This is a genomic window from Amycolatopsis sp. 2-15, assembly GCF_030285625.1.
Classification (GTDB): domain Bacteria; phylum Actinomycetota; class Actinomycetes; order Mycobacteriales; family Pseudonocardiaceae; genus Amycolatopsis; species Amycolatopsis carbonis.
Window position 1 is genome coordinate 6,677,906 of the sequence record NZ_CP127294.1, and the last position, 15,472, is coordinate 6,693,377.

Here is a 15,472-nt window from a genome sequence, read left to right on the forward strand (position 1 = left end):
GAATTTCGTGGCCTGCCTTCGCGAAATCGGGTCGCCACAAAATAGCGGGAATGTCAATTCGAATTCCTGATCCGGCGCACTCGAAGACGTCGACCGGCAATTCGCCGAATCAGTGGTGCCCGGCCACGCCGGGCCGACCCGTGGCGCAGCGACTACCGTGTGCGCGTGACCAGGGCCGGGTTCTTCTCATCGTTCGAGGCGGGTGACCCGCAGCCGGTCGCCTCCGGTGTCCGCGTGGACAGCGGGCCCGACCGGTCCCCCACCGCGAAACCGGGGGTGGGGTTCACCGGCGTGCGCGCGCTGCGCTACAGCGGAGTGGGGCGGACGGTGCTGTTCGAGACCGACGTCGAGGTCACCGCCCACAGTGCACTGTCCTACGTGGTCTTCCCGGCGTCGGACGCGGAGGTCCCCTCCTACCGCAGCACGTTCGTCGCGCTGGACGTGGAGTTCGACGACGGCAGCCGTGCCGGCTTCTCGGCCACCGAGCAGGGCCACGCGAAGACGCTGCTGGTCGACCAGTGGAACCTCGTGCGCCGGCCGCTGGGCGCGTTCGCCGGGCGGCGGGTCCGGCGGATCGTGCTGCTCACCGACGCGCCGGGCGAACGCGACGTCAAGGGCTGGCTCGACGACGTGCGCCTCGGCGAGCACCACCCGCGCACCGGTGACCCGGTCGACCACGTGCGCACCACCCGTGGCTCGCACTCCGGCTTCGGGTTCTCGCGCGGCAACACGTTCCCGGCCACGGCCGTGCCGCACGGGTTCAACTTCTGGACCCCCGTCACCGACGCGCGGTCGCTGGACTGGTTCTACTCCTACCACCGGCACAACACCGCGGCGAACGAGCCGGCGCTGCAGGCGTTCGCGCTGAGCCACCAGCCGAGCCCATGGATGGGCGACCGCCACACCTTCCACCTCATGCCCGGCACCGGTCCCGTCGAGACCGACCGCCGGCGCCGCGCGCTCACCTTCGCCCACGCCGACGAGACCGACCGGCCACACCACTATGGCGTGCGGTTCCGCAACGGCGTCACGGCGGAGGTCGCCCCCACCGACCACGCGGCTATGTTCCGCTTCACCTTCCCCGACGGCGCCGGCTGGGTGGTCTTCGACAACGCCCGCAACCGCGGCGGCCTGCGGGTGCACCCGTCGACCGGAGTCGTCACCGGGCACACGTGGGTGCGCAGCCGCCTGTCCACGGGCGCGCGGCGGATGTTCGTCTACGCCCAGGCCGACGTGCCCGCCTCCGGTGGGGGCCGCGGCCCGTTCTGGCGCCGCGTGGCCGGGCACCTGGAGTTCGCCGCGCCTGAGGTGACGCTGCGGATCGCGACGTCGCTGATCAGCCTCGCGCAGGCACGGCGCAACCTGGAGCTGGAGATCCCCGCCGGCACCACGTTCGACGAGGTCCGCGACCACGCGCGGGAGAAGTGGCAGGACGTGCTCGGCCGCGTGGAGCTGGAAGGCGCGAGCGAGGACGAGCTAACCACGTTCTACTCCAACCTCTACCGGCTCCACCTCTACCCGAACCGCGCGCACGAGAACACACCCGACGGCATCCGCCACGCCAGCCCCGTGGCCCGCGGCCGCGCGTTCAGCACCCGCAAGCGCACCGGCGCGAAAATCGTCGACGGCGAGCTGTATGTCAACAACGGCTTCTGGGACACCTACCGCACCACCTGGCCCGCCTACGCGCTGCTCACCCCCGAGCGCTGCGGCCGCATGATCGACGGCTTCGTGCAGCAGTACCGCGAAGGCGGCTGGATCGCCCGCTGGTCCTCCCCCGGCTACGCCGACCTCATGACCGGCACCAGCTCCGACGTCGCCTTCGCCGACGCCTACCTCAAAGGCGTGCGCAACTTCGACGTCGAGTCCGCCTACGACGCCGCCCTGAAAAACGCGACCGTCGCCCCGCCGCGCGCCGGCGTCGGCCGCAAAGGCCTCGACACCTCACCGTTCCTCGGCTACACCCCCACCTCGACGAAGGAAGGCCTGTCCTGGGCGCTGGAAGGCTGCCTCAACGACTTCGGCCTCGCCAACCTCGCCGACGCGCTCGCCCGCGAAAGCGAAGGCCCCCGCGCGCGCCGCCGCGCCGACAACGCCGCCTACCTGCGCCAGCGCGCCCAGCACTACGTACACCACTTCGACCCGCGCATCGGGTTCTTCCAGGGCCGCACCCCCGACGGCGGCCGCCACTTCCCGGCACGAGGCTACGACCCCGAAGCGTGGGGCGGCGACTTCGTGGAGACCAACGCGTGGAACACCGCGTTCTCCGTGCCCCACGACGGACCCGGCCTCGCCGCGCTGCACGGCGGCCCCGCCGGCCTCGAAGCCAAGCTCGACACGTTCTTCACCACCCCCGAAACCGGCCGCAAACCCGGCTCCTACGGCGGCCTCATCCACGAAATGACCGAAGCCCGCGACGTGCGAATGGGCCAGTACGGCCACTCCAACCAGCCCTCGCACCACATCCCGTTCGTCTACGCCTTGGCCGGCGCGCCCGCCAAGCTGCAGCGCACCGTCCGCGAGGTCCTGCGCCGCCTCTACCTCGGCAGCGAGCTCGGCCAGGGTTACCCGGGCGACGAGGACAACGGCGAGATGTCCGCCTGGTACATCTTCGCGGCGCTCGGCCTGTACCCGCTCACGGTCGGCAGCCCGCGCTACGTGGTATGCGCGCCGCTGTTCCGCCAGGCGACCCTGCACCTGGAGAACGGCCACGACCTCGTGATCCGCGCCCCCGGCGCCGCCGGCTCAGGGGACACGGCGGACACGCCCTACGTCCACGGCCTCACCATCGACGGCCGGCCCCACCACTCGGCGAGCATCTCCCACGCGGTGCTCGCCCGCGGCGCCGTGCTGGAGTTCGACGTGCGCAGCGAACCCGGCACCTGGGGCACCGAACCCGTCACACCGAAGCGGCCCGAGCCATTGACCGACCTCGTCGGCACCGCCTACAGCCCCGACGGTCCCGCCGCGCTCCTCGTCGACGACACCAGCAGCACCGAAGCCACCTTCACCACCCGCACCCCCGTGGTCGAGTTCTCCGTGCACGGCACCCCCCGCGAAGTCACGATGTACACGCTCACCTCGGGCAGCCGCGACGGCGACCCCACCGCGTGGGTGCTGGAAGGCTCCGCCGACGCCCGCCACTGGACGGTGCTCGACCGCCGCGACGACGAGCTGTTCCGCTGGCGCCGCCAAACCCGCCCGTTCGTCCTCGACCGCCCCGCCGCCTGCGAGCACTACCGTCTGCGTGTCACGGCGGCGAACCGCCGCCGCGTCACCCTTGCCCAATGGGAGCTGCTCGCCCGATGATCGCCGACCTCCGCGACGCCACCCTCGACCGGCTGGCGGCAGCCGATCCCGGCCTCGTCCGCCTCCGGCTGGCCGGCTCCGCCGTGCTCGGCATCATCATCGCCATCCTCGCGCTGCAGCCCCTGCACTTCCCGCTCACCACATCACTGGTCGCCGCCATCGCCGCGATGATGAGCGCGTTCACCGTCAACGACCCCACCAGCGGCGGCCAAGCCGTCACACTCTGCCTCGCGATCGTCGTCGGCGCCTGCTCCATCACCCTGGCCACCATCGGCGCCGCCTACCCGCCACTCGACAGCATCGTCTTCGTCCTGCTGATCTTCGTCGCGGTCTACGTGCAGCGCTTCGGCCCCCGCGGCACCGCCCTGGGCTCCATGTCGTTCTTCCTGTTCTTCTTCCCCATGTTCCTGCAGGCCCACCTTGCCCAGGCCCCGCAGCTGCTCATCGCCATGGCCACCGGCGTCGCCGCCAACGCCCTCGTGCGATTCGTCCTGCTGCGCCGCAACGCCGAAACCGAGTTCATCCGCATCCGCCGCGCCTTCCGCGCCCGCGTCGCCGCCGCCGTGCGCGCCACCGAGGCCTACATCGCCTCCTCCGGCAGCGACCGCAGCAACCGCCAGATCCGCACCGCCCTGGCCCGCCTCCACGAATCCGTCCTGCTCATCGAAGACAACGCCCCCGACGTCGTCGACGCCCGCAACGCCGACCTCCTGCGCCGCCGCGCCATCGAGGTCGAACTCGCCGTGCAGTGGCTCACCATCACCGTGCAGCGCACCTGCTCCCACCCGATGCCCGAAGGCGTGGCCGACGACCTCGTCGCCCGGCTGGCGAAGTTCCGCTCCCTGATGGAACGCGACCCCCGCGAACTGCCCCTGATCAGCGAGACCGGCGAATACAGCCGCATGCTCGTGGAAGGCAGCCGCATCGACGAAAAAGCCCACCCCGGCGACGGCGTCCGCCGCGCCATCGCCGAGCTCGCCGTCGCCGACGACCGCGCCCAGCGCGTCGCCGGCCGCGAGGCCACAGTGGACTACTCCCTCGACGACGAAGAAGACGAACCCGAACCCACCAAGGCGTTCGCCTACGACAACCAGACCCGCAGCGCCATCCAGGCCGTGATCGGCGGTGGGCTCGCCGTCCTCGCCGGCCAGCTCATCTCCAACCAGCGCTGGTACTGGGCCGTGCTCACCGTCTTCGTCGTCTTCGTCGGCACCTCCAGCGCCGGCGCCCGCTTCGTCAAAGGCGTCCGCCGCACCGGCGGCACCCTCATCGGCATCGTCGGCGGCGTCGCACTGGCCCTGCTCGTCAGCGGCAACACCATCGCGATCCTGGCCCTGATCATGGTCTGCGTCTTCGGCATGGTCTACATGTCCCGCGTCTCGCAGTTCCTCATGGCCTTCTTCGTCACCAGCATGCTCGGCCTGCTCTACAGCCTGCTCGGCACCTTCAGCATCCAAGTCCTCTGGATCCGCGTCGCCGAAACCGCCGTCGGCGCCGCGGCCGGCCTCCTCGCCGCCGTGGTCATCGTCCCGGTCCGCACCCGCTCGGTGATGCTCGACGACATCGCGACCGTGCTCGACGAACTCCACGAGTTCGTCGAGTCGGCCGGCACCCTGCTCTCGGGCCGTGACAACGTGAACATCATCGAGATGTCCCGCGACCTCGACCGAGCCGTCGAACAGGTCCGCAAAACCATCGAGCCCCTCACCCACCCCATCAACCTCCGCAGCGCACGGCGCGACTACGGCTGGCACGTGCTCACCACCCTGGAAACCATCGCCTTCCGCGCCCGCCACGTCGCCGCCCGCGCCCAGCCCGGCCAGCTCGACGGACCCGTCGCCGACCGCCTCGACCTCTTCGCCGGCCGCGTGCTCGCCAACATCGACCTCGTCGGCGAAGCCGTCCGCCACCCCAACACCACGCCTGCGGACAAGCTCATCCGCGACGACGGCACCCCCGTCGTCGACCGCATCGACGACGCCGAAACCCGCGCCGTCGTCTCCAGCTTCAGCCACCTCGACGAAGGCGTCGTCGCCCTGGGCCGCGTATTCGACGTCGACGCGACCCAGCCCGCACCAGCCGGCGCTGCTAACCGGCCTTCGTGAGCAGCTCCATGTTGTGCCCGTCCGGATCGTCGAAGTAGCATCCGCGCCCGCCGAACATCCCGTTGATCCCCGCCGTGCGATGAAACGGATCGGCATAGATCGCGGTGCCGGAAGCGGTGAGCCGCGCCAGCGCGGCGTCGAACTCCGCCTCGCTCACCAGGAACGCGTAATGCTGACCGGCCACCTCATTCGCCTGCGCGAAATCCAGCGTCACCCCATTGCCCAGCACCACCGGCAGGAACGGCTCAGTCTCGGCACCCACGGGTAATCCCAGAACGCCCGCGAGGAACTCCGCCGACGCGTCCCGATCCGTCGCCCACACGATCGTGTGGTTCAGCTCCGCCATCACGCACCCCCACGCGCGAACGCCGGCGGCGCGCCGATCGGGCTCAGGTGCATCCCCGCCAGCAACCACCGGCCGTCCTCGCGCACCAGCACGTGCGTCGAACGGAATCGGCCGTCCACCGCGTTGCCCCGGTGAGTCGCCTCCTGGTCGTGCACGCCGACCGCGATCGCCGAGTCACCGTGCTCACGCACCTCGACCTCACGCCAGTCCAGCCGGCGCGTGACGAGCCCGCCGCCTTCGTAGCGCTGCAGCCACTGGTCGCGGTTCAGCACGAAACCCAACGGGCCGACCAGCGTGAAGTCAGGCGTGGCCATCCCCGCGAGCGTGGCGGTGTCCCCGGCCGTTTCGGCGGCGACCCAGCGGTTCCCTAGCTCGATGATCTCTTCGGCGGTGCCCATGATCCCTCCCGTGGCCAGTGGAGCAGCTTGACGAGACAAACATTAGAACTCTAATCGTTAGATGTCAAACGCTTAGTCATCGATCAATCTGCGCTACGGTGCCCCCGTGCCCCGACCAACCACCGCCCCCATCGGCGTCGTCCTCGCCCGCACCGCCAAGGCCGCGGGACAAGCCTTCGACCAAGCCCTCGCCGCCGTCGGCGGCTCCCAGCCCATCTGGCAGATCCTCATCGCCCTCAAAACCCACCAGCACACCAGCCAACGCGAACTCGCCGACGCCGTCGGCATCCAAGGCGCCACCCTCACCCACCACCTCAACGGCATGGAAACCGCCGGCCTGCTCACCCGCACCCGCGACCCCGAAAACCGCCGCGTCCACCACGTCGAACTCACCGACCATGGCGAAACCACCTTCCACCGCCTCGCCGAAGCCGCCGTCGCCCACGACAACCGCATGCGCACCGGCCTCACCGACCACGAAATCGCGACCCTGGCCACACTCCTGGGCCGGCTCGCCGCCAACGTCACGACACCCGCCGGAGAGTGACTGGACGCACCCGAACGAACGCACCGGCGAGTACTAGAGTCGCGGTACTAGCCATAGTCGTCTCAAGCTGGAGAACCCGCTATGACCCAAGCCCCTGTCAACGTCACCGTCACCGGTGCGGCCGGCCAGATCGGCTACGCGCTGCTCTTCCGCATCGCGTCCGGTCAGCTCCTCGGCCCGGACACCCCGGTGAAGCTGCGGCTCCTCGAGATCCCGCAGGCGGTCAAGGCGGCTGAGGGCACCGCGATGGAGCTCGACGACGGCGCCTTCCCGCTCCTCTCCGGGATCGACATCTTCGACGACCCCAAGCAGGCGTTCTCCGGCACCAACATCGCCCTGCTCGTCGGCGCCCGCCCCCGCACCAAGGGCATGGAGCGCGGCGACCTGCTCGAGGCCAACGGTGGCATCTTCAAGCCCCAGGGCGAAGCCATCAACGCCGGCGCGGCCGACGACATCCGCGTCCTCGTGGTGGGCAACCCGGCCAACACGAACGCCCTCATCGCCAAGTCCCACGCGCCCGACGTGCCGGCCGACCGCTTCACCGCGATGACCCGCCTCGACCACAACCGCGCCCTCGCGCAGCTGTCGAAGAAGCTCGACGTCCCGGTCTCGGACATCAAGCGCCTGGCCATCTGGGGCAACCACTCGGCCACGCAGTACCCGATGATCACCCACGGCACCGTCGGCGGCAAGAACCTCGCCGAGGCCGTCAACGACCAGACCTGGGTCGAAGAGACGTTCATCCCCACCGTCGCCAAGCGCGGCGCGGCCATCATCGAGGCCCGCGGGCTCTCGTCGGCCGCCTCCGCCGCGTCCGCCGCCATCGACCACGTCTATACCTGGGTCAACGGCACCGACGAAGGCGACTGGACCTCCGCCGCGGTCATCTCCGACGGCTCCTACGGCGTGCCCGAAGGCCTCATCTCGTCCTTCCCCGTCACCGCCAAGGACGGCAAGTACGAAATCGTCCAGGGCCTCGAAATCGACGACTTCTCCCGCACCCGCATCGACGCCACCGTCGGCGAGCTCGCCGAGGAGCGCGACGCCGTGCAGAAGCTCGGCCTCATCTGAGTTGAGCACTGCTTCTTCTGAGGGCCGCCCCGGATCCGTCCGGGGCGGCCCTCGCCTCATCCACCTCAACGGACCGTCGGGCATCGGGAAGTCCACCGTCGCGCGCCTCTACGCCGACCGCCACCCCGGCGTGCTCGACCTCGACACCGACCACGTCGTCTCCCTCATCGGCGGCTGGCGCGACGACTTCTTCGCCACCCTGCCCGTGGCTCGGCGGCTGGCCGTCGCCATGGCGGAAACCCACCTGCGGTCCGGGTTCTCCGTCGTGATGCCCCAGCTGGCCACGCATCCGAACGAAGTGTCGGGGTTCGAAGCCGCCGCACGGGCCGCCGGAGCGCCGTACGTCGAGATCGCGCTGACGGCGGCGAAGCCCCACGCGTTCGACCGCTACTCGTCCCGCTCCAGCGACAGCGGACCAGCCGGCGACATCGACGAGATCATCACCCGGGCCGGCGGGCTGGAGCTGATCGACCGCGTCCACGACCACCTCGCGGTGTACCTGCGGCAGCGTCCGAAGTGCACCGTGGTCGACACGGAAAGCCTTGGCGTGGAAGAGACCTACGACGCTGTGGTCGAGATCCTCTCGCGTCTTTAGCGTATTTTGGTGGCATGCCGGCCCAGTAGGGGGAAATTAATTTTCGCCTACTGGGCCGCCGTATAGGGCGTTATACATTTCTGAAGCGACCGTCTACACCGGACTCGGCAGGATCACTCGGCGAGTGATTCGGGAAAGCCGAACAGCGTGACCAGAGCCTCGTCGTGGAACGCCACGACTCGGGAGAGCCCTGTCGCGGTCGGGCCCAGCACCACGATGCCTCTCCCCCGGAACTCGCCGGCTTCGTCTCGGCGGTACTCGACGGCGGCGGGCTGGCCGTTCGCTGTGGTGGCGAGCATCCGCCAGTCCCCCGGCCCGCCCAGCACGTCCGTGGCGAGCATGCGCAAGCAGTTCACCAGGCCGGCCTGCCACTCGCGGAACGGGGTCGCCTCCAGCGTCGCGTCCGTGCGCAGCACCTGCTCCAGGAGACCGGCATCCGAGCGTTCGAAGGCCGCGATGTAGCCGTCGAGCAGCGCCCGCGCTCGCGGGTCGGCTGGTTCGAGCAACCGCTCCGGCCGTGGTTCCAGCTCACCCAGCCGCGCACGGGCCCGCTGCAGTCCGCTCTTCACCGCCGCCGTGGTGGTGCCGAGCAGCTGCGCGGTTTCGGCCGCGGAGAACGCGAGCACCTCACGCAGGATGAGGATCGCGCGCTGGCGGGCGGGTAGGTGCTGCAGGCTCGCGATGAGCGCCAGGCGCAGCGATTCGCGGGCGACCACCGACGTGGCGGGATCGTCGTCGGCCGGGATCCCCCACCGGTCCGGCCACGGTTCCAGCCACGAGACCTCGCCCGGCGCGACGGGGTCAGGCGGGCGTTCGGATCCGTCCTGAGGACCGCCCAGGCCCGAGGGCAGCATCCGGATCTTGCGCGGCTCCAGCGCGGTCAGGCAGACGTTGGTGGCGATCTTGTAGAGCCACGACCGGATCGACGCACGGCCCTCGAACCCGGCGTAGGACCGCCAGGCCCGCAGGTAGGTTTCCTGCACCAGGTCCTCGGCGTCGTGCGCCGAACCGGCCATGCGGTAGCAGTGCGCCAGCAGTTCCCGGCGGAACGGCTCGGTTTCGGCGGCGAACCGGTCCCGGTCCCCCGGCTCCCGCACCCGGGCCGTCACGCGGCGGGTCCAGGTCGCGGCGCGAGGTGAACCGTTGATCGGCTGGTGATCATGCCCTGCTCCTCGTCGGGACCGATCCCGCGGATCGGGACGTTGCCCACTATGACTCCGCGAGCGGCCCGAAGGAATCGAACCGCAGGTCAGCACGGCGTCAGGGCTGCAGGGCAAGTTTGCCGACGGTCACTCTCGACTCCAGTGCGGCCAGGGCTTGCGGGCCGTCGGCCAAGTCGTAGCCGACCGGGTGCTCGGGCGGGAGGACACCGGCGGCGACGAGGACCGACAGCTCACCCATGACCTCACCGAAGATCCGGGGAGCCGCTTGGCTGAGCACCCCGAGGTTGAGGCCGATGACGTGCGCCTGGTGGCGGTACACCAGGTCCCAGTTGGTGATCGCGGCTTCGCCACCCGCCAAGCCGTAGACGACGACCCGGCCGGTGACCGGCTTGACCGAGGCCAGCGCGGCCGCGAAGCCGGCTCCGCCGGCCGACTCCAGCACCAGATCGGCGCCCGCACCACCGGTCAGCCGCCGGACTTCGGCGGCGAGATCGGCGTCCAGGGAGTCCAGGACGTGATCGGCACCGAGCGCTCGCACGATCTCGTGCTTGGCCGGGGAAGCCGCGGCGATGATCGTCGCGCCGTAGTGCTTGGCCATCCGCACCGCGGCCTGGCCGGTCGCACCCGCCGCGGCGTGGACCACCACCGTCTCCCCCGAGGTCAGCCGGCCCAGCGGTTTGAGCGCCGCGAGCGCGGCCGGCCGGTTCACGACCAGGCCCAGGGCCTGCTCGGCCGTCCAGCCGCCCGGCACCGGCATCGCCGCGGCCGCGGGCAGCACCGCGTACTCGGCGAACGCCCCGGACCCGACGCCGACGACCGCGTTTCCCAGCCCCAGGCCGCTGATCTCCGCGCCCAGCGCGACCACCTCGCCCACGGCCTCGAAACCCGCCAGGTAAGGCGGCTGCGGCCCGCCCCGGAAGACTCCACGGGACTGCGAGAGGTCGGCGAAGTTGACCCCGGCGACCCGGACCCTGATCAGCACTTCACCTCGGCCGGGAGCCGGTACCGGCGCGTCGGTGACCAACCGCAGGTCTTGCGGCCCCTCGAGCGAGGTCTGTTCCAGGGCGCGCATGGTGGCAGGAAGGCTCACGGCGATCAGCTCTCTTCTCGGCTAGCCGAACTGCGGCCGGCTCTGGGCGAGCCGCACCGTCGAAGAGGAAGACCTCGCACCGAGCCGAAAGGAATCGGCGGCGATCCGGGCGCCCGCGCGCGCGGATCGTCCTCAGAAGACTGAGCGGATGGCCTCCACGACCGCGTCCTCGTGTTCCAGGTGCATCGTCTGGTGGGCCGCACCGTCGAGGGCGCGGTGCTCGCCTCGTGGCACCGAAGCGGCGATCGACGCGTGCAGGGCCTTGATCCCCGCGAGCATCTGCTCCATCAGCTCCGGCGACGCGAACTGCGCCCAGTACGGGTTGGTCCCGAGCGCGCTCAGCACGACGAGCGGTACATCCGGCAGCGCTCCTCCGGCGCGGACCTGGTCGTACACCTCGGTTTCGAAGTTCCGCGTCTCCAGGACCGCCGTGCGCCACTCCGTGAGGTGCTTGTCCACCAACGCTTCCCGGATACCGTCGGACCAGTTCGCATACAACCCCAGCAATGCGTCGCGCGAAGCGTCCAGTTGCGCGGGAGTCGGCTCGGGAAGCGCCGCCGGGTCGGGTTTGAGGCTCTCGTTCAGCGCGGCGGCCTCCTTCGGCAGGAACTCCAGGATGTCCTCGTGGCCCGGATCGAGGAACACCAGGCCGGCGACCTGCGAGGGGAAGCGCTGCGCGTAGCGGCGGGCATAGAGTGCCCCGAGCGAATGCCCGGCCAGCACGTACGGTTCGGGCACGTCCGCGGCCGCCAGTAGTGCCCGCAACTCGTCCGTCACCTCGTCCGGCGTGCGCGGCAGCTCGACCGCGTCGCTCCAGCCCGTGCCGGCCCGGTCGTAAACCACGCTCGTGGTGAACTCCGCGACGCGCTGCTGCACGTTCAGGAAGTCGTACGCCATCAAGCCCGCACCGGGCAGGAACACCACCGCCGGGCCACCGGTGCCGGAGCGGTGCAGCAGCAGCCGGCGCCCGGCCACTTCGTAGTGCTCGCCCAGTGGCGCCGCGTCGCCCTTCATCGCCGAACCTCCCGTCATGGGCCCCCAGCGGCCCACCGTTCTCACGATTGAGAACGGTAGCAGGTGTGCGAACATAACGGCGTGGACGATCTCGAACTCCTGGTGCACCCGGTGCGGTTGCGCGTGGTGCACGCCCTCTCCGCCGGGCGCCCCTTGACCACCACCGAGCTGGCCGCGCGCATCCACGACGTGTCGAAGGCGACCCTGTACCGCCACGTCGGCCTGCTCGCCGATGCCGGAATCCTCGAAGTGGCCGAGGAACAACGCGTCCGCGGCGCCGTCGAGCGCACCTACCGGCTGCGGCGTGATCGCGCGGTGATCGACGCGGAAACGGCGGCGTCGGCGACGCTCGACGATCACCGCAAGGTGTTCGCGACCGCGATGACGACGTTGATCGCCGAGTTCACCGCGTACCTGGGCCGCGCCGGCGCGAACCCGGTCGAGGACCTGGTGGGCTACCGCCAGCATTCGGTGTGGCTGAGCCACGAGGAGCTCACCGACCTGATCACCGACCTGCGCGAAGTACTCATCCCCCGGCTGCGCAACGAGCCCGCTCCCGGTCGGCGCCAGCACCTCATCAGCCCGGTCTTGTTTCCTCTCGAGTGATTTCGACCGACCAAAGCCCGGTCGTATAGGTCGTTATACAGTCCACAAGAGACAGAAGTGGGGCCGACCGTTCCCGGCCGGCCCCACTCGAAAAGATCAGGCCCCCGCGAGACCCCGGCGCTCCAGCAGCGGCTGGATCTCCGGCTCACGACCGCGGAAGTTCGCGAACGCCTCCATCGGGTCCACACTCCCCCCGCGGCCCAGGAGCGTCGAGCGGAAGTGGTCGCCGTTCTCGCGCTCGAGGCCGCCGTTCTCGCGGAACCACTGCACGGTGTCGGCGTCGAGGACCTCGCTCCAGATGTAGGAGTAGTAGCCCGCGCTGTAACCGCCGCCGAAGACATGGTTGAAGTACGTGGTGCGGTAGCGCGGCGGAACGCTTTCCAGCGCCACACCGGCCTTCTCCAGCGCGTCGGCCTCGAAGCGCTGCACGTCGTCGACGCGGTCGTCCACGCCGAGGCGGTGCCAGGCGAGGTCGAGCAGCGACGCGGCCAGGTACTCCGTCGTCTTGAAGCCCTCGCCGTACTGCTGCGCGGCCTCCAGCTTGGCGACCTGCTCGGCGGGCAGCGGCTCCCCCGTCACGTGGTGCTTGGCGTAGTTGGCCAGCACCTCCGGCCACAGCATCCACATCTCGTTGACCTGCGACGGGTACTCCACGAAGTCCCGCGGCACGCTCGGGCCGGAGAACGTCGGGTACACGACGCCCGAGAGCAGCCCGTGCAGCGCGTGGCCGAACTCGTGGAACACGGTGGTGACCTCGTCGAGCGTCAGCAGGGTCGGCTCCCCCGCCGGCGGCTTCGCGACGTTGAGCACGTTGACCACCACGGACTTGCGCCCCAGCAGGTCCGACTGGCTCACGAAGTTGTTCATCCACGCGCCGCCGCGCTTGGCGTCACGCGTGTAGTAGTCCACGAGGAACAGGCCCATACCGCTGCCGTCGGCGTCGAAGACCTCGAAGGTCCGCACCTCCGGGTGGTACTTCGGCAGGTCGTCGCGCTCGGTGAAAGTCAGGCCGTACAGGCGGTTCGCGGCGAAGAACACGCCGTCGGTGAGCACCCGGTCGAGCTCGAAGTACGGGCGCAGCGCCGCTGTGTCCACCTCGTAGCGCTCGCGGCGCACCTTCTCGGCGTAGAACGCCCAGTCCCACGGCTTCAGCGTCGCGCCGGGGACGTCGGCCTCGAGGTGCTGCTGCAGCTCGGCGGCCTCCACGCGGGCGTTGGCCACGGCGACCGGCGCCAGCCGCTCCAGCAGGCCCGAGGCCGCGTCGGCGGTCTTGGCCGTCTCGTCGGAGATCACGTAGGACGCGTGGTCGGGGTAGCCCAGCAGGGCCGCGCGTTCGGCCCGCAGGCGGACGATCTCGGCGGCGACGGAGTTGTTGTCGTACTCGTTGCCGCGGTTGCCCCGCGAGACCGAGGCGGTGAAGACGCGCTCGCGCACCGCGCGGTTCTCCAGCGACTCCAGGGCCGCCTGCGCGGTCGGCAGCGTGAGGTTCAGGACGTACTTGCCCGCTTCGCCGCGAGCAGCGGCCGCCTCGGCGGCGGTGGCGATGGCGCCCTCGTCGAGCCCGGCCAGGTCGGCGACGTCGTCGAGGACCACGGCGAGCTCGTTGGTGTCACGCAGCAGGTTCTGCTGGAACTTGGTCTGCAGGGTCGAGAGCTGCTCGTTGAGCTTGCGCAGCTTCTCCTGCTCGGCCTCGGGCAGCCCGGCGCCGGCGCGGCTGAAGTCGGTGTGGCGGCGCTCCAGCAGGCGCAGCGACTCGGGGTCGAGACCAAGGTTCTCGCGCCGCTCGTACAGCGTGTTGATCCGCGCGAACAGCTGCGGGTCCAGGTGGATCGCGTCGGAGTGTGCGGCCAGCTTCGGGGCCAGCTCGGCCTGGATCTCCTGGATCTCATCGGTCGAGTCGGAGCCGGAGATGTTGAAGAAGGTGCCGGACGCCCGCTCCAGCAGCTCCCCCGCCCGCTCCAGCGCGACGATCGTGTTCTCGAACGTGGGCTCCGCCGGGTTCGCGGCGATGTCGTGGATCTCCGCGGCGTGGGCGGTCAGGCCCTCTTCGAACGCGGGCCGGTAGTGCTCGACCTTGATGCGGTCGAACGGCGGCAGGGCGTAGGGCAGCTCACTCGGGGTGGCGAACGGGTTGTCCGGCGAAATCATCGGGTTGTGCTCCTGGTTCTTCACGTGCTTTCCCGCGCTGATCCCGCCCACCCTACGGGTTTCGCGGCCCTGGTCGAGCCGGTTTCTCCCGCCGCGTGTCCGCTGGGACGAGCGCCGGGTTCAGCGCCCGGTGCTGCCTCCGACCACGGCGTCGCTGTCCCCCGCCTTCTTGCCTCGGCCGGTCTTCTTCTTCGGCGGCGGCGGCACGATGCCCTTGAGGTCGCCGCCGTTCTCGTTCACCCGCAACACGAACGGCCGGGTCTCGGTGTAGCGGACCACCGACACCGACGCCGGGTCCACCACGATGCGCTGGAACGCGTCGAGGTGCTGGCCAAGGGCGTCGGCCAGCACCGCCTTGATCACGTCGCCGTGGCTGCAGGCGATCCACACGGCGTGGTCGCCGTGCTCGGCCGTGATGCGGGCATCGTGGGCGCGGATCGCCGCCACCGCGCGGGCCTGCATCGCGGCCAGGCCCTCACCGCCGGGGAACACCGCCGCCGACGGGTGGGACTGGACCACCCGCCACAGCGGCTCCTTGACCAGCGTCTTCAGCTCGCGACCGGTCCACTCGCCGTAGTCCACTTCGGACAGGCGCGGCTCCACGGTCTTGTCCAGACCCAGCGCGGTCGCCAACGGCGTCACCGTCTGCTTGCACCGCAACATCGGCGACACCACCAGCTCGGCGACCGGCACGTCGCCCAGCCGCTCGACCAGCTTCTCGGCCTGCGTGCGGCCGGTGTCGTCGAGACCGACCTTCGGCGTGCGCCCCGCCAGGACGCCGGACCCGTTCGCGGTGGACTTCCCGTGCCGCAGCAAGATGACCGTACTCACCAGTTCACCCTAACTGTGTTTTTGGCCCCGGCTCCGCCAGGGCGTGCGAGATCGCCTTTGAGCCGGCTTCCGGATGGGGCGGTCGGATCGGCCGGGGGCCGATCGCACCGCCCCATCCGGAAGCCGGCGCGATCTCGCGGCGGGGTCGCCTTGGGGTGGGTCAGGGTGTTGCCTGTCGGGAACCTGCGGTCCGGATGGGGCGGGGTCGCCTTGAGGTGGGGCGGGGTGTTGCCTGTTGGGAACCTGCCG

General features: G+C 70.4%; 13 protein-coding genes. 6 read left to right on the forward strand and 7 right to left on the reverse strand.

The window, feature by feature from the left end:
- The first annotated feature begins 165 nt into the window (after positions 1-165).
- Both QRX50_RS33090 and QRX50_RS33095 read left to right on the forward strand, forming a co-directional pair.
- Entirely contained in the window at positions 166-3,309 is a 3,144-nt protein-coding gene (locus QRX50_RS33090) for a GH92 family glycosyl hydrolase (protein ID WP_285967033.1), read from the forward strand.
- Positions 3,306-5,414: an FUSC family protein gene (locus tag QRX50_RS33095; RefSeq protein ID WP_285967034.1), complete on the forward strand. Its 2,109-nt coding sequence runs from the start codon at positions 3,306-3,308 to the stop codon at positions 5,412-5,414. The genes QRX50_RS33090 and QRX50_RS33095 overlap by 4 nt, the downstream gene beginning before the upstream one ends.
- Here QRX50_RS33095 and QRX50_RS33100 read toward each other — a convergent pair.
- Together QRX50_RS33100 and QRX50_RS33105 are read right to left on the reverse strand one after the other, a co-directional pair.
- Positions 5,398-5,760, reverse strand: a complete 363-nt coding sequence (locus QRX50_RS33100; protein WP_353074017.1) for a VOC family protein — start codon at positions 5,758-5,760, stop codon at positions 5,398-5,400. The genes QRX50_RS33095 and QRX50_RS33100 overlap by 17 nt on opposite strands.
- Positions 5,760-6,158, reverse strand: a complete 399-nt coding sequence (locus QRX50_RS33105) for a nuclear transport factor 2 family protein (RefSeq protein WP_285967036.1) — start codon at positions 6,156-6,158, stop codon at positions 5,760-5,762. Before QRX50_RS33105 ends, QRX50_RS33100 begins: the two co-directional genes overlap by 1 nt.
- Before the next feature lie 106 nt (positions 6,159-6,264).
- Here QRX50_RS33105 and QRX50_RS33110 point away from each other — a divergent pair, with 106 nt between their 5' ends.
- The 3 genes from QRX50_RS33110 (at position 6,265) to QRX50_RS33120 (ending at position 8,371) form a co-directional block, all read left to right on the forward strand.
- Entirely contained in the window at positions 6,265-6,705 is a 441-nt protein-coding gene (locus tag QRX50_RS33110) for a MarR family winged helix-turn-helix transcriptional regulator (RefSeq protein ID WP_285967037.1), read from the forward strand.
- An 81-nt stretch (positions 6,706-6,786) separates the two neighbouring features.
- Positions 6,787-7,776: a malate dehydrogenase gene (locus QRX50_RS33115; protein ID WP_220240662.1), complete on the forward strand. Its 990-nt coding sequence runs from the start codon at positions 6,787-6,789 to the stop codon at positions 7,774-7,776.
- Position 7,777: 1 nt separating this feature from the next.
- Positions 7,778-8,371 (forward strand): AAA family ATPase, encoded by a 594-nt coding sequence (locus tag QRX50_RS33120; RefSeq protein ID WP_285967038.1) that lies wholly within the window; start codon positions 7,778-7,780, stop codon positions 8,369-8,371.
- A 113-nt stretch (positions 8,372-8,484) separates the two neighbouring features.
- Here QRX50_RS33120 and QRX50_RS33125 read toward each other — a convergent pair whose 3' ends face one another.
- The 3 genes from QRX50_RS33125 to QRX50_RS33135 all read right to left on the reverse strand — a co-directional run bounded on the left by QRX50_RS33125 (position 8,485) and on the right by QRX50_RS33135 (position 11,638).
- Positions 8,485-9,480, reverse strand: a complete 996-nt coding sequence (locus QRX50_RS33125) for a sigma-70 family RNA polymerase sigma factor (RefSeq protein WP_285967039.1) — start codon at positions 9,478-9,480, stop codon at positions 8,485-8,487.
- Positions 9,481-9,631: 151 nt separating this feature from the next.
- Complete coding sequence (locus QRX50_RS33130) at positions 9,632-10,624, reverse strand: zinc-binding dehydrogenase (RefSeq protein WP_285967040.1); 993 nt, start codon at positions 10,622-10,624, stop codon at positions 9,632-9,634.
- 132 nt (positions 10,625-10,756) lie between these two features.
- On the reverse strand, positions 10,757-11,638 hold the full coding sequence (locus QRX50_RS33135) for an alpha/beta fold hydrolase (protein WP_285967041.1): 882 nt from the start codon (positions 11,636-11,638) through the stop codon (positions 10,757-10,759).
- An 81-nt stretch (positions 11,639-11,719) separates the two neighbouring features.
- Between QRX50_RS33135 and QRX50_RS33140 the strand changes: the two genes are divergently transcribed.
- Positions 11,720-12,244 carry a helix-turn-helix domain-containing protein gene (locus QRX50_RS33140; RefSeq protein WP_285967042.1) on the forward strand — a complete coding sequence of 175 codons (525 nt, stop codon included), beginning with the start codon at positions 11,720-11,722 and terminating at the stop codon, positions 12,242-12,244.
- 96 nt (positions 12,245-12,340) lie between these two features.
- Here QRX50_RS33140 and QRX50_RS33145 read toward each other — a convergent pair whose 3' ends face one another.
- Both QRX50_RS33145 and QRX50_RS33150 read right to left on the reverse strand, forming a co-directional pair.
- A complete protein-coding gene (locus QRX50_RS33145) occupies positions 12,341-14,392 on the reverse strand; it encodes a M3 family metallopeptidase (protein ID WP_285974635.1) in 2,052 nt (683 codons plus the stop codon).
- A 120-nt stretch (positions 14,393-14,512) separates the two neighbouring features.
- Entirely contained in the window at positions 14,513-15,223 is a 711-nt protein-coding gene (locus QRX50_RS33150) for a histidine phosphatase family protein (protein WP_285967043.1), read from the reverse strand.
- Between the last annotated feature and the right edge of the window lie 249 nt (positions 15,224-15,472).